Source organism: Pseudomonas sp. RIT-To-2 (genome assembly GCF_029623465.1).
Classification (GTDB): Bacteria; Pseudomonadota; Gammaproteobacteria; order Pseudomonadales; family Pseudomonadaceae; genus Aquipseudomonas; species Aquipseudomonas silvicola.
On the sequence record NZ_JAPYKM010000012.1, the window covers coordinates 32,138 to 47,386 of the forward strand.

A 15,249-nucleotide genomic window follows, 5' to 3' on the forward strand; every position below is an offset into this window, starting at 1 on the left:
ATCAGCCCTCTTCGTGCAGTTGGCCATCGGCCAGGCGCGTCAGGGTAAACAGGCTGCCATTGCCTGCCTCCACCGACAGCAGTTGTTCCCGCGGCAGGCCCCGGGCGCGGGCCAGCAACAAGCGCATGACGCCGCCATGGCTCACCACCAGCAGGCGCTGGCCGGGCCAGGCCTGGTGCAGCCGCGCTACCGCACCCAGCACCCGCGTACTGAAATCCAGCACCGGTTCACCGTTGGGCGGGGTGAAACCGTAAGGGTCGGACCAGAACAACCCCAGGCCGCGCTCATCGGTCTTCATCAGCTCGGCGGCGCTGCGCCCCTCCCAGTCACCGAAGTGCAGTTCCTGCAGACCGGGTTCAAGGCTCAGGGGCAGTTGCCGGCGGGCCGCCAGTGCTTCGGCGAACAGCCGGCAGCGCTGCAGCGGCGAACTGATGATGCGGTCCCACGGCCCGCGCTCGGCCACGGCATCCTGCATCTGCTGCCAGCCGCGAGCGGTCAGGGCATCATCGAGGCTGCCGCGCAGGCCGCCGCCCAGTTCGGTTTCGCCATGGCGCAGCAGGTCCAGCGTCAGGCTCATTCGCTGCGGTCCGCCACCGCGGCTTCGGCGAAGGTCGCCATCTGCCCGTGCAGGTCGCAGGCCAGGCGCAACAGCGGCACGGCCAGGGCGGCACCGCTGGCCTCGCCCAGGCGCAGGCCCAGGTCCAGCAACGGCCGGGCGTCCAGGGCGGCGAGCACGTGGCGGTGGCCCGGCTCGGCACCCCGGTGGCCGAACAGCAACCACGGCCGGCACGAAGGGTTCAGGCGCGTGGCCACCAAGGCCGCGACGGTGCAGATATAACCGTCCACCAGCACGGCGATGCCAGCCTGGGCGCACGCCAGGTAGGCGCCCACCAAGGCCACCACCTCGAAACCGCCGAAGCAGAACAGGCGCTCCAGTGGCTCGCTGGGCAGACCGGCGTGGGTGTCCAGCGCGCGCTGGATAACCTGGGCCTTGTGGCTGACGCCTGCGGCATCCAGGCCAGTACCCGGGCCGGCCAGGTCAGTGATGGGGCAGTCGAGCAAGGCGCAGGCCAAGGCGGCCGCCGAGCTGGTATTGCCGATGCCCATTTCGCCACCAATGAACAGCTGGGTGCCTGCCGCCAGGGCGCGCTGCACGCTGTCACGCCCCACTTGCAGCGCCTGTTCGCCCTGCTCGCGGGACATGGCCGGTTCAACGGCGAAGTTGCGAGTGCCAGGGCCCACGCGTTCGTGGCGCACGCCAGGCAGGTTGTCCACCGAGGACGCGGTGCCCAGGTCGACCACTTCAAGCTGCGCGTTCAACTGCCGGGCCAGGACGCTGATGGCCGCGCCGCCGTTGACGAAGTTGAGCAGCATTTGCCAGGTGACTTCCTGAGGGTAAGGCGACACCCCCTCGGCGACGATGCCGTGGTCACCGGCGAAGATACTGATCCAGACCTTGTCCACCGCCGGCTTCAGGCGCTGCTGAAGGCCCGCCAGTTGCACGGCCACGTCTTCCAGCGGGCCCAGGGAACCGGCTGGCTTGGTCAGCTGGCGCTGGCGCTCCTGGGCCTGTTGCAGCGTCAGGGTATCGATGGGCTGGCAAGGTTGCAGCCACCAGGCATTGCTCATGCGTCGGTTCCTTTCAAGGTAAGGGGCAGCCCGGCCACGGTCAGCGTCACACGCTGGCAGCGTTCGGCCAGGGCCTGATGCAACCAGCCGGCCTCGTCGACATAGCGACGGGTCAATTCGCCCAGGGGCACGACGCCCAGGCCGGTCTCGTTGCTGACAAAGATGATTTCACCGGGCAGGCCGGCCAGGCACTGCAACAGCGCATCGCGCTCGGCGGCCAGGCGGTGGGGGTCTTCGACCATCAGCAGGTTGGTCAGCCACAGGGTCAGGCAGTCCACCAACAGACAGCGCTCGGGGCTGGCGTGCTCGCGCAGCACCCGCGCCAGTTCCAGGGGTTCTTCCACCAGCGCCCAATGGGCCGGGCGACGCTCGCGGTGCAGTTGCACTCGGGCATTCATTTCCCCGTCCAATGGCTGGCTGGTGGCGATGTAGGTCACGGCCAGGCCGCTGTCGGCAGCCCGCTGTTCGGCCAGGCGGCTCTTGCCCGAGCGGGCGCCGCCGAGAATCAGTTGCTGCATGGGGCTGTACTCTCTTGCAGGCCGCACAAGGCCCGCAGACGCTGGGTATCCAGGTGGTTTTCCACCAGGTCGGCCAGGCGCTCGATGTCCACTTCGCGCAGGGCGTGGTAATCCACGTCCTGCACGTTCTCAAGGCCAGCCCAGCGCAGCAGTGCGCTGCTGGAGGCCGGGTATTCGAACAGCCCGTGCAGGTAGGTGCCCATCACGTGGCCGTCGTCACTGATGGCACCGTCGCTGCGGCCATCGTCCAGGTGCACCAGTGGCTGGCTCAGAGCCGGGCCGCGGGTGACCCCGGCATGAATTTCATAGCCGGCCACGTCGGCGTCCTCCAGGCTCAGGCGCCCGCGCACGTTGCGCAGTTGCTTCTCGCTTTCCAGGGTGGTTTCAAACCCCAGCAAGCCGAGCCCGGCGCTGGACCCGGCCGGGCCTTCCAGGCCCAGCGGGTCATGCACCTGCTGGCCGAGCATCTGCAGGCCACCGCAGATGCCCAGCAGCTTGCCGCCGTAGCGCAGGTGGCGAGCGATGGCGCCGTCCCAGCCTTCGGCGCGCAGGTAAGCCAGGTCACTGCGCACGCTCTTGGAGCCGGGCAGGATGATCAGGTCGGCCGGCGGAATGCTGTCGCCAGGGCCGATGAACTGCAGGTCGACCTGGGGGTGCAGGCGCAGCGGGTCGAAATCGGTGTGGTTGCTGATGCGCGGCAGCACCGGCACGATCACCTTGAGCACCTGGGCGGCCTTGTCGGCCTGGCGGCGGTCCAGGCCGTCCTCGGCCTCCAGGTGCAGGTCGAGCACATAGGGCAGCACGCCGATCACCGGCTTGCCGGTGCGCGCCTCCAGCCAGTCCAGGCCGGGTTGCAGCAAGGCCAGGTCACCGCGGAACCGGTTGATGATGAAGCCCTGCACCCGCGCCTGTTCGCTGGGCGACAGCAACTCCAGGGTACCGACCAGATGGGCGAATACCCCGCCGCGGTTGATGTCGGCGATCAGCAGCACCGGGCAGTCGACTTTCTCGGCGAAGCCCATGTTGGCAATGTCACCCGCCCGCAGGTTGATCTCGGCCGGTGATCCGGCGCCTTCCACCATGACCACGTCGTATTGCGCGGCCAGGCGCTGATGGGAAGCCAGCACCGCCTGCATGGCGATGGCCTTGTAGTCGTGGTACGCCACGGCGTTCATGGTAGTGACCGCGCGGCCGTGGATGATCACTTGGGCGCCGGTGTCGCTGTTGGGCTTGAGCAGCACCGGGTTCATGTCGGTATGCGGTTGCAGGTACGCCGCCTGGGCCTGCACGGCCTGGGCGCGACCGATCTCGCCGCCATCGGCGGTCACGGCACTGTTGAGCGCCATGTTCTGCGGCTTGAATGGCACCACGGCCACGCCCTGGCGGGTCAGCCAGCGGCACAGGGCCGTCACCAGGGTGCTCTTGCCGGCGTCGGAGGTGGTGCCCTGCACCATCAGGGTTGTCATGAATACGCCTCGTTGAACGCCCGCAGGCCCTGTTCCAGCCGCACCCAGTCGGCTTCCTCGGCCGGCAGGCCGAAACGCACGCTGCTGGTGGCCACGAATAGACGAATCAGGATGCCGCGCAGGGCCAGGAAGTCCTTGAGCACTTCGGCCTTGTCGGTGACCAGCCACTGGAACAGTGCGCAGCCGCCGTGGGGCGCCAGGTCGTGGCGCCCCAGCAGGTTGGCCAGGCGCACACCGGCCAGGCGGCTACGCTCGATGCGCTGCTGGTGCCCGGCGGTATCGCTCAGGCAAGCCTGGCCAAGGATGCGCGTGGGACCACTGACCGCCCAGGGCCCCACCTGCTCGCCCAGCAGTTGCAGGAACCTGGCCTGGGCCAGGACGAAGCCCAGGCGCACCCCGGCCAGGCCGAAAAATTTGCCGAAAGAGCGCAACACGATCAGCCCGGGGCGCTCCACATGGGCCGCCAGGCTGGCCTCGGGCGTGACGTCGACGAAGGCTTCGTCCACCACCAGCCAGCCCCCGCGCTGGGCCAGGCGCGCATGCCAGTCCAGCAGGCGCTCGGCAGGCAACAGGCGACCGGTGGGGTTGTTGGGGTTGACCACCACCAGCACATCGAGGCTGTCGAGGAAGAAGTCCACCTCGCTCTCGCTGACTTCGCGCACCAGGTGGCCGGCACGCCGCCAGGCCTCGGCGTGTTCGGCGTAGCACGGCGACAGCACGCCGATCTTGCCGCCACGGCGCAGGCGCGGCAGCAACTGGATGGCACACTGGGAACCCGGTACCGGCAATACCTGGTTCACGCCGTAATAGGCGCAGGCGGCCGCTTCCAGGCCATCGTCGGTTTCCGGCAGGCGGGCCCAGGCGCGTTCGGGTATGGCCGGGATCGCCCAGGGCCAGGGCGCGAGGCCTGTGGACAGGTCCAACCACTCGCGCTCGGGAATGCCATAGTACTGCGCTGCCTTGCGCAGCCCGCCGCCATGCTCAAGCATAATATTGCCCCCCGATGCACAGAATCAGCAGCCACAGCCATACGCCGCGCTGCACCAGTTGCCAGCCACGGTCGATGGCCGAAGCATCAGCGGCCGGACCTTCGCCCAGGGTCGCGCGCTCGTGCAGCTCGCCGTGGTAAATGGCCGGGCCACCCAACTCGACGCCCAGGGCACCGGCACCAGCGGCCATGACCGGGCCAGCGTTGGGGCTGTCCCATTTCGGCGCCTGCTGCCGCCAGCAGCGCAGGGCCAGGCGGGTCTTGCCCAGCAAGGCATAGGTCAGGGCCACCAACCGTGCAGGCACATAGTTGAGGACGTCGTCGATACGCGCTGCTGCCCAGCCAAAACGCTCGAAGCGCTCGTTCCGGTAGCCCCACATGGCGTCCAGGGTGTTGCTCAGGCGGTACAGCACCACACCTGGCGCCCCGGCCACGGCGAACCAGAACAGCGCGGCGAATACCGCATCGCTGCCGTTTTCCAGTACCGACTCGGTGGCGGCGCGGGCCACTGCGGTGGCGTCCAGTTCACTGGTCTGGCGGCTGACCAGGTAGCCCACGCGGGTGCGCGCGGCGTCCAGATCGTCGCTGCGCAGGGCCTGGGCCACCGGCTCGACGTGCTCGCCGAGGCTGCGCAGGCCAAGGGCGCAATACAGCGCGAGTATTTCCACCAGGGTACCCATATAAGGCAGCCAGGACAGCAGCGTCGCCGCCAGGGTCAGCGGGATGACCGCCAGGAACCAGGCCGTCACACCATGGCTGCGCCAGCCGCGGCCACCGCTGTTGAAACGGCGCTCCAGGCGGTCGGCCAGGCGCCCGAACGCCACCAGCGGGTGGCGGCGCTTGGGTTCGCCGAGCAAGGCGTCCAGCGCCACGCCGGCGACGGTGACCAGGGCCACACTCATGGTTTCACTCCCCAATGGTTTTCGTAGAGCATCTCGCTCAGGGGTTTTTCCTCGGCCCAGCCTTCCATCACCAGCATGGGCGACGGGTAGAACTCGGTCACCGGCCCCAGGCACAGCACCGCCATGGGCTTGGCGCCTTCGGGCAGGCCCAGCAGCGCGGCCAGTGCCTGTGGGTCGAACAGCGACACCCAGCCCATGCCCAGCCCCTCGGCACGGGCCGCCAGCCACAGGTTCTGGATGGCGCAGGACAACGACGCCAGGTCCATCTCCGGCAGCGTACGGCGGCCGAAAATGTGCCGCTCACGGCCGTCCATCAACGCCGCCACCAGCACTTCGGCGCAATCGCTGATACCTTCGACCTTGAGTTTCATGAACTCATCGGAGCGTTCGCCCAGTGCCTCGGCGGTGCGCACGCGCTCGGCTTCCACCACGCCCTGGATCTGGCCGCGCAACTCACGCTGGCTGATACGGATAAAGCGCCAGGGCTGCATCAGGCCGACGCTTGGGGCCTGGTGTGCCGCATGCAGCAGGCGGGTCAGCAGTTCGGGGGCAATGGTACCGCCGGCGAAATGGCGCATGTCGCGGCGTTCACCGATGGCTCGGTAGACCGCCGCGCGCTCGGCGGGGGTGTAGGCGTTGTCATTCATCAGGCAGGCATGGCCCCTGTGGGGCGGAACAGGGCAGCGATGGCCGCCGGGTTCGAAGGAAAATAGAAGTGCACATAAGAAGCCGTCAAGCGCCCCAGGCGGTAGACCGCCTCGGCGCCACGGCCGCCGTTGGGGCTCAAGCCACGGGCGATGGGCGTCAATTCGGTACGGGTCAGCGAATGATGGTAGGTGTGACCACGCAGGGTGCCCTCCGGCAACTCCACCGCTTGCAGGGCCAGGGCCGCCAGGCGCTTTTGCATCACGGCTTCGCCCGGCAGCAGCCCCAGCAAGTCGGCGCGCACGCCGTCGACATCGGTGAGGGCGTCGAGCAGGTACAGCATGCCGCCACATTCGGCCAGCAGCGGTTTGCCCGCGGCATGGTGTTCACGGATATCGCTCAGCATCGAAGTGTTGGCCGCCAGCGTCGGGTGGTGCAGTTCCGGGTAGCCACCCGGCAGGTAGAGGCTGTCACACGCAGGCAAGCGCCCATCGTGAAGGGGCGAGAAGAAACTCAACTGCGCGCCCATGGCCCGCAGCAGGTCCAGGCTGGCGCCATAGGTAAAGGCAAAGGCTTCGTCACGGGCCACGGCAATGCGCACACCCGCTAGCAGCGGCTCGCAAGGCACCGGGGTCGGCGCGGCGAAGGCCACCGGTGGCGGCAGCGCCACCTCGCAGCTGTCGGCCAGGGCCGCGGCGGCAGCGTCCAGGCGCAGGTCCAGGTCGTTGAGCTCGCTGGCTTGCACCAGGCCCAGGTGGCGGCTGGGCAGTTCAATACCGGTTTCCCGCGACAGGGCGCCGTACCAGCGCAGGCCTTCGGTCAGGCTGCCTTCGAGCAACTGCGCGTGGCGCAAGGTGCCGACGCGGTTGGCCAGTACCCCGGCGAATGGCAGGTCGGGCTGGTAACGCGCCAGGCCCAGGGCCAGGGCGCCGAAGGTCTGGGCCATGGCGGTGCCGTCGATCACGCCCAACACAGGCACACCGAAATGGCGCGCCAGGTCGGCGCTGGAAGGGGTGCCATCGAACAGCCCCATCACCCCTTCGATCAGGATCAGGTCAGCTTCGGCCGCCGCTTCCCACAGCAGGCGACGGCTCTCGTCGGCGCCCACCATCCACAGGTCGAGCTGGTACACCGGGGCGCCGCTGGCACGCTCCAGGATCATCGGGTCGAGGAAATCCGGCCCGCACTTGAATACCCGCACCTTGCGGCCCTGGTTGCGATGCAGGCGCGCCAAGGCGGCGGTGACGGTGGTCTTGCCCTGGCCTGACGCCGGCGCGGCGATCAGTACCGCCGGGCAATGACGCGGCTGGGTCATAGTTCGATGCCCTTCTGGGCACGGATGCCGGCCTGGAAAGCGTGCTTGACCATGCCCATCTCGGTCACGGTATCAGCCAATTCCACCAGCTCGTCCTTGGCACCGCGGCCGGTCACCACCACGTGCTGCATGGGCGGGCGCGCCTGCAGGTCGGCGAGTACCTGCTCCAGGTCCAGGTAGCCGTGCTTGAGGGCGATGTTCAGTTCGTCGAGGATCACCAGGCCAATGCTCTCGTCGCGCAGCAACTGGCGGGACACCGCCCAGGCGGCTTGCGCGGCGGCGATGTCACGCTGGCGATCCTGGGTTTCCCAGGTGAAGCCTTCGCCCATCACGTGGTAGCGCACCTGCTCGGGGAAACGGCGGAAAAACAGCTCCTCACCGGTGGCATTGCGGCCCTTGATGAACTGCACCACGCCACACTGCATGCCGTGGCCCATGGCGCGGGCGAGCATGCCGAAAGCCGAACTGCTCTTGCCCTTGCCATTGCCGCCCAATACCAGCAGCAACCCGCATTCATTGGGGGCATTGGCAATACGCTCGTCGATGACCGCCTTCTTGCGCAGCATGCGCGCCAGATGGCGCTCTTCACGTTCCAGGGATTCACTCATGGCAGCTCTCCGCTACACCTGCGCGCAGGTAGCATCGACGAAAAGCCGCCGCCCAGCCGGGCGCAGCGAGACTCGTCAATGCCGCTCTCACCCGCGCGACAGAACAAAATGGACTGGCAAGGCCGCAGCTTTGCCGAGAAGGGTTGCAGGCCGGTCTCCGGGCTCATGAGCGGGGGGCAAGAACACCCCGGCCACGCGCCTTCCCGAACCGCCGGGGTTCAGTGGCGCCGTGCGCAGCCTTGACTCATTTACCGTTGCGGGGGCAGCGCCGGGTTCACGCACCCGAAGGCGCCCCACCGGCTTCCCTGTTTCACCCTGCCGGCCGTTTGGCCGCCGGGCACCTGAAACACGTCGCGAAGGTTAGAGGGTTGGGGGTGGAGCGTCAATCAAAGCTGCCGAAGTGACTTGCCGGCGCGCGGCCTGGGTTTGCACAAATACCCCGGAACCACCGTGCCGCCCCCGGCCTCTACTGCAGACAAATGCGCCTTAGCGAGACAACGACAATGCACAAGACCCGCCTGGCCCTGCTCATCTTCGCCTCCAGCGCCCTGCTGGCCTGTGGCGAGTCCTCCACCCTCAAGGTTTCGGACGGTACCGGCCCGCACCCGCGCTTGCCGGAACCCAACAAGACCCTGATCCCCACGGTGAACATCGCCGACGCCGTTGGCTGGCCGGCCAACGAAAAACCCCAGCCCGCCCGCGGCACCCAGGTGGCCGCGTTCGCCGAGGGTCTGGACCACCCGCGCTGGCTCTACGTGCTGCCCAACGGCGATGTGCTGGTGGCCGAGACCAATGCGCCACCCAAGCCCGATGACAGCAAGGGCGTCAGGGGCTGGGTGATGAACAAGGTCATGGGCAAGGCTGGCGCCGGGGTACCCAGCGCCAACCGCATCACGCTGCTGCGCGACAAGGACGGCGACGGCGTGGCGGAGACCCGCACGGTATTCATCGCCAACCTCAACTCGCCGTTCGGCATGACGCTGGTGGGTAGCGACCTCTACGTCGCCGATACCGATGCCCTGCTGCGCTTCCACTACGACACCGGGGCCACCAGCATCAGCGGCCCGGGCACCAAGGTAACCGACCTGCCGGGTGGCACGCTCAACCACCACTGGACCAAGAACGTCATCGCCAGCCCCTCCGGCAACAAACTGTACGTGACCGTGGGCTCCAACAGCAACGTGGGCGAGAACGGCCTGGACAAGGAAGAAGGCCGCGCCGCGATCTGGGAAGTGGACCGCGCCACCGGTGAGCACCGCATTTACGCCTCTGGCCTGCGCAACCCCAATGGCATGGGCTTCGAACCCCAGACCGGGCAGCTGTGGACATCGGTGAACGAACGCGACGAGATCGGCAGCGACCTGGTGCCGGACTACATCACCTCGGTAAAGGACGGCGGTTTCTACGGCTGGCCATTCAGCTACTACGGCCAGCACGTGGACAGCCGCGTCAGCCCACAGAACCCGGATCTAGTGGCCAAGGCCATTGCCCCGGACTACGCCGTGGGCCCGCACACCGCCTCTATCGGGTTTACCTTCGCCAGCACCAGCGGTGGCTTGTCGGCCCCGTTCAACCACGGCGCCTACGTGAGCCAGCACGGTTCGTGGAACCGCAAGCCGCACAGTGGCTACAAGGTGATCTTCGTGCCGTTCGCCGATGGCCGGCCCAGCGGGCCGCCGGTGGACGTGCTGACCGGGTTTCTGAACGACAAGGAAGAAGCCATGGGCCGCCCGGTAGGCATCACCGAGGATCACAAGGGGGGTGTGCTGGTGGCCGATGATGTGGGCAACAAGGTGTGGCGGGTGACCGCAGCGAAGTAGCCCCCCGAACATTCAAGGCCGATGCCCCCGCAGGCGCTGGTTCGCCAGGGCCTGCCGGGTGATTGCACACCGGGCTCAAGGGTTGTGCGCCAGGCTTGAGGGCTGCAATACCCGCTTGGCATTCAGGTAGGCGCGCTGCCAATAGGGCTTGTTGAGGTAATCGAGCTTCACCGTGCCACCGGTGGCCGGCGCATGGACGAAGCGCCCTTCCCCTACATAGATACCGGCATGGCTCACATGGGAGCCACCCTCGGTAGCGAAGAAGATCAGGTCCCCGGACTGCAAGGCGTCCTTGCTGACATCCGGTGCGCGCATGGTGATCATCTCGCGGGTCGAGCGCGGCAGGCTGATGCCCGCCGCATCGCGATAGACGTAAGCGATCAGGCCACTGCAGTCGAAACCGGAATCGGGGGTGTTGCCGCCCCAGCGATAGGGTGTGCCTACCAGGCCAATGGCCCGCATCAGCACATCATCGGCTTCGGGTGACAGGGGTTGCTGAGGGGCTGCCACAAAAGGCGCGTACACCGGCGCGGGCGCAGGTGGCGGCGTGTGACTGGCGCAGGCACTGAGCAGGCCTGCAATCAATAATGGCGCGAAACGGGCCGTAAGCGACATAAACAGAACCATCCTGATTCAACTGCCGTTGAAGACTAGTTTGTAAACCCGAAAACGCGCAACGGCGACACACTTTTCAGTGGGTCGCCGCCGCGAATACCGCCCAGACTGCTTACTTGCGCGAGATAGTCGTGGTCGGCGCCATGGCCAAGGCACGCTTGGCTTCGATAAAGGTTTTTCTCCAGTAGGCGTCATCCAGGCTGTCGATGCGCACCCCACCGCTGCGGTGGCTGCTGGAGTGAATGAACTGGTCGTCGCCCAGGTAAATCCCGGCGTGGCTCACACGGCCACGGCCGCGGGTGCTGAAGAACAGCAGGTCACCGGGCTTGAGGTTGTTGCGGGCTACCAGCGGGGCGTTCACGTTGATCATGTCACGCGTGGAACGCGGCAGGGTCATGCCGGCCTCTTCGCGGAACAGGTAACCAATGAAACCGCTGCAGTCGAAGCCCGACTCAGTGGAACCGCCGGTGCGATAGCGGGTGCCGATCAGCGACTTGCCACGCTCCAGGATGCTGTCAGCCAGCATGGGCATCTGGTACGGCTTGCTGCTGTCGGAGAAGTCGGCCAGTTCCTTTTCGGTGTCCAGCTCTTCTTCATGGAAATTCAGGGTTACAGCTTTCGCTTGGGCCTGGGACTGGGGAGTCACCGGGTTGAGAGCCTGTTGCTGCGATACCGGCGAATGCGCCGCGCAGCCAAAAAGCAGGGTCACGAGTGCGAGGGGCACGAGGGGTGCGAAGCGCTTTAGCATGGGCACGACCGTGTCTGTGATAGTTAAGAAGACGCGACTATGCCTTCTATCAATTCCATTTGCAAATTCAATCGAAAAAAATGTGACTCATCAGTTTCGGCATGACTTCTAACGCCCTGCTCTCGAAAAACACGTCCATGCTGGCAGATAGCCCGCTTCGCAAGGGGTTGATCTCAATGGCAAACCCGCCAGCGGCGCGGGTTTCAGCGATGGGGGCGTGAATGTAGGGAAAGCTGGCGGTGGTGCCAATCACCAGCACTGCGTCGAAACCCTTCCCCATCTGCTGATACAGCGCCTCAATCGCTCCCTGGGGCAACATTTCCTCAAACAGCACCACAGGCGGCCGTAAAACGCCGTTACAGCCCTTGCAGCGCGGAGGCAGGGGTTGACCAAGCACGCCAGCCAAATCATCGCTGACAGCGCCACAGGCTCGACAAAACAGTGGCGCCAATTGCCCGTGAATTTCTATTAGCCGTTCGTCGGGACTTCCGGCCAGACGGTGATAACCATCGATATTTTGGGTCAAAAGCCAGCACTCGGGCTTGGCTTGCTGCAACCGCGCGATGGCCTCATGGGCAGCGTTGGGTTTGGCATCCAGGCAGGCACGTCCCAGTTGCGCCAGGTATTTCCAGCACAATGCCGGGTCACGCTCCAGCATGGGCCCGGACAGCGCCTTCTCGATCGGCATGCCTTCGGCGGTGACACCGTTGTAGAGACCACCCAGCCCACGATAGGTCGGCAACCCCGAATCGGCCGACAACCCCGCCCCGGTGATCACCAGGATGCGCTCGGCTTCACGCAGCGCGGCGCCGGCGCGGGCCAGCAGCCGCGGGTCTACCAACCCAGGGTTTCCTTGAGAAACGGAATGGTCAGCTTGCGCTGGGCCTGCAGCGAGGCCTGGTCCAGGCGCTCCAGCAGGTCGAACAGGGCGCTCATGCTGCGGGTGCCACGGGTGAGAATGAAGTGCCCGACCTCATCGGTCAGGTGCAAGCCACGGCGCGAAGCCCGCAGTTGCAAGGCGCGCAGTTTGTCTTCGTCGGACAGGGGGCGCATCTGGAAGATCAGCGCCATGGTCAGGCGCGACTTCAGGTCCGGAAGCTTTACCGCCAGCTCGCGAGGCGAGTGGGAGGCGGCGATCAGCAGCCGCCGGCCGCTGTCGCGCAAGCGGTTGAACAGGTGGAACATGGCCTCTTCCCACTCCGGCTTGCCGGCGATGACCTGCAGGTCGTCCAGGCACACCAGTTCGTACTGCTCCAGGTAATCGAGGATCTCCACGCCACGGTCAAGCAACTGCGCCAGAGGCAAATAAACCGCCGGCTCCCCCATCTGCTCGAAGCGCAGGCAAGCAGCTTGCAGCAGGTGGGTACGACCCACGCCCTGCTTGCCCCACAGGTAGATCAGGCTTTCGGTCCAGCCAGCGTCGGCTTCGCACAGGCGCTCGACATAGCCGAGTGCAGCGGCATTGGCGCCTGGATAGTAATTGATGAAGGTAGCGTCATCACGCAGACGCACACCTAGGGGCAGCTGAATCGGTTTCATGCTGGCTGACGGTTCTGGCGAACCGCAAGGGGCCTCTGTGTGAAGTTAGCAAAGTTTATACCCGTGACGCCGGGCGCACAATGCAACAGACCACAAGCAAAATCAAAGGTTTGCGATCATTTTTGCACCCGGCGGCTGATCCTGGGCTTTACAGGTCAGGGTCTTCCTGCCCGCCGTAGATGTCCGATTCCTTATACAGATCATGGGCATGGCGCAGCAGCACCATGATCACCGCCGCCACCGGCAGGGCCAGCAGCACGCCGGCGAAGCCGAACAGCTCGCCCCCGGCGAGAATGGCGAAAATGACCGCCACCGGGTGCATGCCGATCTTGTCGCCGACCAGCAACGGCGTCAGCACCATGCCTTCCAGCATCTGGCCCACCAGGAACACTGCGGCGATGCCCATCAACGGATAGGGGTCGGCGCCGAACTGGAACAGCCCGGTGATCATCGCTGCACTGATGCCGGTGATGAAACCCATATACGGCACGATGGCGGCCAACCCGGCCATCAGGCCGATCAACAGCCCCAGTTCCACGCCCACCAGCATCAGGCCGGCGGCATAGATGACGCCCAGCGCCAGCATCACCAACAACTGCCCGCGCACGAATGCTCCCAGCACTTCATGGCACTCCCCGGCCAGGGCGACGATCTTGCCCTCACGGTGGCGTGGCAACAGGCTGCGGATCTTGGCCATCATGATGTCCCAGTCGCGCAGCAGGTAGAACCCCACCACCGGGATCAACGCCAGGTTGGTCAGCCAGCCGATCAGCGCCAGGCTCGACGCCGTGGCCTGGCTCAGCACCATGCTGACGATGTCGGTGGTTTGCCCCATGTGCTCGCTGATGGCAGCCTTGATCTTGTCGAACTTCCAGAAACCGTCAGCCAGCCCCAGCTTGGCCTGCACCCACGGCATGGCCACGTGCTGCAGCCAGTCCAGCACTTGCGGGGCCAATTCATAAAGGCGCACGAACTGCTTGGCCAGCAGGGGCACCAGGACCAGCAGGGCGATCATGAACACCAGGGTGAACAGCGCGAAGACCACGACCACACCCCAGGTGCGCGACAGCCCGAGCTTCTCCAGGCGGTCCACCAGCGGGTCGGCCATGTAGGCCAGCACCATCGCTACCAGGAACGGTGAAAGGATGGGGTGCAGGAAATACACGAACAGACAGAGCAGGAGCAAAGCCCCCGCCCAGACCCAGCGACGCATGTCAGTCATCGAAACACCTATATATAGAGGGGCAACTGCAAGCTTCAAGCGATGTGTCAGGTCTTCGGCTTTTACTTGCAGCTTGCAGCTTGAAACCTGGAGCTACCTTCAGGCCTACCAGTGGAACCGCAGGCCGCTGGAGGGTTGAGGCGGTGGTGCGGCCGGCGCGGCGCCAGGTACGACCGGCTGGGTCGCAACGACCGGTGCAGGCTCGGGCGGCAGTTCGCTGAGTTTGCCCAGGGCCAGTTGTGCGCGCAGCTGATCGCTGCTGCCGGACACCTTGTAGATCACCTTGTCGCCATCGACGGATTTCAGCTGGCCGCCGAAGGGCTCAAGCAGGCGGCCGAGGGCGGCGTAATGCTCCAGGGTCATGCCTTCGACCTGCAACGTCATGTCGCCGGTGGCCCCGGTGGACTTGACCACATAGCGTGGCGCCAGGCGCTCGCTGACGGCCAGCAGCACAGCATCGGCCACGGCGGCCTGGTCGGCGCCCTCGACCTTGCCCTGCTCCGGGCGGTCACCCAGGTACAGGTGCCATTGGGCGCTCCACTTGCCGCCGTCCTGCCTGGCGTGCACCGCCAGCAGGCCGTCGGCGCCGTAGCGCTCGGAGGCGGCACGTAGCGCGGCGGGGTCGCTGCCGTCCAGGGTTTTGGCGGTACCGAGGGCCTGCTCACCCAGGTCCGCCAGGGGCAGGCGCACCGGCAGGCCACGGTGTTGGGCGGCGCGGCGCACCGGCTCGGCGGTGGGCTGGCCGTCGCCGACCAGGTTGGCGCCGTCGGTGCCTTCGTTCAGCCACCACGCCAACAGGGCCGGGCGGTTGTTGCCCCAGCTGGACAGGCCAGCCTGGCGCAGCATCTTGTCGGTGCTGGCCGGGTCGAAGTCCACCCGCAGGCTTTCCGGCGGGCCGGCTTCGAAGCCGTACTGGCTGATGATCTGTTGCGGGTCCTTGCGCACGGCGGCCAGGCCACCGGCGCTCAGGGCCTTGGGGTCACCGGTCAGGCGCAGCACCAGGGTGTCGAGGGCGCGCTGGGTGGCGGCATCGCGCTCTTCTGGCGTCTGCCCGTTCACGGCCTCGCGAACCTGGTACAGGTTGTTGATGGTTTCGGCATGAGCGGCCAGGGCAACGGCTGACAGGCAACCGACTAACAGGTAATGAGACAAACGCATGAAGGATTCCCGACGAACAATAAGCGGACTGAGGCTTGTGACCACAGTTTCGGCCAAAACATTCACGCCGCCCATT

Annotated in this window: 16 protein-coding genes and 1 riboswitch; of the genes, 1 reads left to right on the forward strand and 15 read right to left on the reverse strand. The window is 66.2% G+C overall.

Annotated features, from left to right (window positions below):
- Position 1: 1 nt before the first annotated feature.
- From cobC to cobO, 9 genes are read right to left on the reverse strand one after another with little or no spacing between them, the layout of a single operon-like run.
- Positions 2-577, reverse strand: a complete 576-nt coding sequence (gene cobC / locus QBK88_RS13015) for an alpha-ribazole phosphatase family protein (RefSeq protein ID WP_277962320.1) — start codon at positions 575-577, stop codon at positions 2-4.
- Positions 574-1,629 (reverse strand): nicotinate-nucleotide--dimethylbenzimidazole phosphoribosyltransferase, encoded by a 1,056-nt coding sequence (gene cobT / locus QBK88_RS13020; RefSeq protein WP_277962321.1) that lies wholly within the window; start codon positions 1,627-1,629, stop codon positions 574-576. The genes cobC and cobT overlap by 4 nt, the downstream gene beginning before the upstream one ends.
- Positions 1,626-2,147, reverse strand: coding sequence for a bifunctional adenosylcobinamide kinase/adenosylcobinamide-phosphate guanylyltransferase (gene cobU / locus QBK88_RS13025; RefSeq protein WP_277962322.1), 522 nt, complete (start codon positions 2,145-2,147; stop codon positions 1,626-1,628). The genes cobT and cobU overlap by 4 nt, the downstream gene beginning before the upstream one ends.
- Positions 2,135-3,613 (reverse strand): cobyric acid synthase, encoded by a 1,479-nt coding sequence (locus QBK88_RS13030; protein WP_277962323.1) that lies wholly within the window; start codon positions 3,611-3,613, stop codon positions 2,135-2,137. Before QBK88_RS13030 ends, cobU begins: the two co-directional genes overlap by 13 nt.
- The gene (gene cobD, locus QBK88_RS13035; protein ID WP_277962324.1) at positions 3,610-4,602 is read right to left on the reverse strand and encodes a threonine-phosphate decarboxylase CobD; all 993 of its coding nucleotides are present in this window, start codon (positions 4,600-4,602) and stop codon (positions 3,610-3,612) included. Before cobD ends, QBK88_RS13030 begins: the two co-directional genes overlap by 4 nt.
- Positions 4,595-5,503 carry an adenosylcobinamide-phosphate synthase CbiB gene (cbiB, locus tag QBK88_RS13040; protein WP_277962325.1) on the reverse strand — a complete coding sequence of 303 codons (909 nt, stop codon included), beginning with the start codon at positions 5,501-5,503 and terminating at the stop codon, positions 4,595-4,597. Before cbiB ends, cobD begins: the two co-directional genes overlap by 8 nt.
- Entirely contained in the window at positions 5,500-6,150 is a 651-nt protein-coding gene (gene bluB / locus QBK88_RS13045; protein WP_277962326.1) for a 5,6-dimethylbenzimidazole synthase, read from the reverse strand. Before bluB ends, cbiB begins: the two co-directional genes overlap by 4 nt.
- A complete protein-coding gene (locus tag QBK88_RS13050) occupies positions 6,150-7,463 on the reverse strand; it encodes a cobyrinate a,c-diamide synthase (RefSeq protein WP_277962327.1) in 1,314 nt (437 codons plus the stop codon). Before QBK88_RS13050 ends, bluB begins: the two co-directional genes overlap by 1 nt.
- On the reverse strand, positions 7,460-8,071 hold the full coding sequence (cobO, locus tag QBK88_RS13055; RefSeq protein WP_277962328.1) for a cob(I)yrinic acid a,c-diamide adenosyltransferase: 612 nt from the start codon (positions 8,069-8,071) through the stop codon (positions 7,460-7,462). The genes QBK88_RS13050 and cobO overlap by 4 nt, the downstream gene beginning before the upstream one ends.
- Before the next feature lie 131 nt (positions 8,072-8,202).
- A riboswitch (cobalamin riboswitch) is annotated at positions 8,203-8,431 on the reverse strand.
- Between the two features lie 143 nt (positions 8,432-8,574).
- Between cobO and QBK88_RS13060 the strand changes: the two genes are divergently transcribed.
- Positions 8,575-9,891, forward strand: coding sequence for a PQQ-dependent sugar dehydrogenase (locus QBK88_RS13060; RefSeq protein WP_277962329.1), 1,317 nt, complete (start codon positions 8,575-8,577; stop codon positions 9,889-9,891).
- A gap of 75 nt (positions 9,892-9,966) precedes the next feature.
- Here the strand turns inward: QBK88_RS13060 and QBK88_RS13065 are convergent, their stop codons facing one another.
- The 6 genes from QBK88_RS13065 to QBK88_RS13090 form a co-directional block, all read right to left on the reverse strand.
- Positions 9,967-10,506, reverse strand: a complete 540-nt coding sequence (locus QBK88_RS13065) for a C40 family peptidase (RefSeq protein WP_268144685.1) — start codon at positions 10,504-10,506, stop codon at positions 9,967-9,969.
- A gap of 112 nt (positions 10,507-10,618) precedes the next feature.
- A complete protein-coding gene (locus QBK88_RS13070) occupies positions 10,619-11,254 on the reverse strand; it encodes a C40 family peptidase (RefSeq protein WP_268144687.1) in 636 nt (211 codons plus the stop codon).
- 67 nt (positions 11,255-11,321) lie between these two features.
- Positions 11,322-12,095 carry an NAD-dependent deacylase gene (locus QBK88_RS13075; protein ID WP_277962330.1) on the reverse strand — a complete coding sequence of 258 codons (774 nt, stop codon included), beginning with the start codon at positions 12,093-12,095 and terminating at the stop codon, positions 11,322-11,324.
- Entirely contained in the window at positions 12,089-12,793 is a 705-nt protein-coding gene (gene hda, locus QBK88_RS13080) for a DnaA regulatory inactivator Hda (RefSeq protein WP_008374391.1), read from the reverse strand. The genes QBK88_RS13075 and hda overlap by 7 nt, the downstream gene beginning before the upstream one ends.
- Positions 12,794-12,941: 148 nt before the next feature.
- Complete coding sequence (locus QBK88_RS13085) at positions 12,942-14,015, reverse strand: AI-2E family transporter (protein ID WP_277962331.1); 1,074 nt, start codon at positions 14,013-14,015, stop codon at positions 12,942-12,944.
- Between the two features lie 105 nt (positions 14,016-14,120).
- Positions 14,121-15,173, reverse strand: a complete 1,053-nt coding sequence (locus tag QBK88_RS13090; RefSeq protein WP_277962332.1) for a DUF2066 domain-containing protein — start codon at positions 15,171-15,173, stop codon at positions 14,121-14,123.
- Positions 15,174-15,249: the final 76 nt, after the last annotated feature.

Coding starts and splice junctions, on each gene's coding strand:
- bluB (WP_277962326.1), bottom strand. CDS start 6,150: ATGAATGACAACGCCTACACCCCCGCCGAGCGCGCGGCGGTCTACCGA.
- QBK88_RS13090 (WP_277962332.1), bottom strand. CDS start 15,173: ATGCGTTTGTCTCATTACCTGTTAGTCGGTTGCCTGTCAGCCGTTGCC.
- cobO (WP_277962328.1), bottom strand. CDS start 8,071: ATGAGTGAATCCCTGGAACGTGAAGAGCGCCATCTGGCGCGCATGCTG.
- QBK88_RS13030 (WP_277962323.1), bottom strand. CDS start 3,613: ATGACAACCCTGATGGTGCAGGGCACCACCTCCGACGCCGGCAAGAGC.
- cobC (WP_277962320.1), bottom strand. CDS start 577: ATGAGCCTGACGCTGGACCTGCTGCGCCATGGCGAAACCGAACTGGGC.
- QBK88_RS13060 (WP_277962329.1), top strand. CDS start 8,575: ATGCACAAGACCCGCCTGGCCCTGCTCATCTTCGCCTCCAGCGCCCTG.
- QBK88_RS13085 (WP_277962331.1), bottom strand. CDS start 14,015: ATGACTGACATGCGTCGCTGGGTCTGGGCGGGGGCTTTGCTCCTGCTC.
- hda (WP_008374391.1), bottom strand. CDS start 12,793: ATGAAACCGATTCAGCTGCCCCTAGGTGTGCGTCTGCGTGATGACGCT.
- cobD (WP_277962324.1), bottom strand. CDS start 4,602: ATGCTTGAGCATGGCGGCGGGCTGCGCAAGGCAGCGCAGTACTATGGC.
- QBK88_RS13070 (WP_268144687.1), bottom strand. CDS start 11,254: ATGCTAAAGCGCTTCGCACCCCTCGTGCCCCTCGCACTCGTGACCCTG.
- cobU (WP_277962322.1), bottom strand. CDS start 2,147: ATGCAGCAACTGATTCTCGGCGGCGCCCGCTCGGGCAAGAGCCGCCTG.
- QBK88_RS13065 (WP_268144685.1), bottom strand. CDS start 10,506: ATGTCGCTTACGGCCCGTTTCGCGCCATTATTGATTGCAGGCCTGCTC.
- QBK88_RS13050 (WP_277962327.1), bottom strand. CDS start 7,463: ATGACCCAGCCGCGTCATTGCCCGGCGGTACTGATCGCCGCGCCGGCG.
- cobT (WP_277962321.1), bottom strand. CDS start 1,629: ATGAGCAATGCCTGGTGGCTGCAACCTTGCCAGCCCATCGATACCCTG.
- cbiB (WP_277962325.1), bottom strand. CDS start 5,503: ATGAGTGTGGCCCTGGTCACCGTCGCCGGCGTGGCGCTGGACGCCTTG.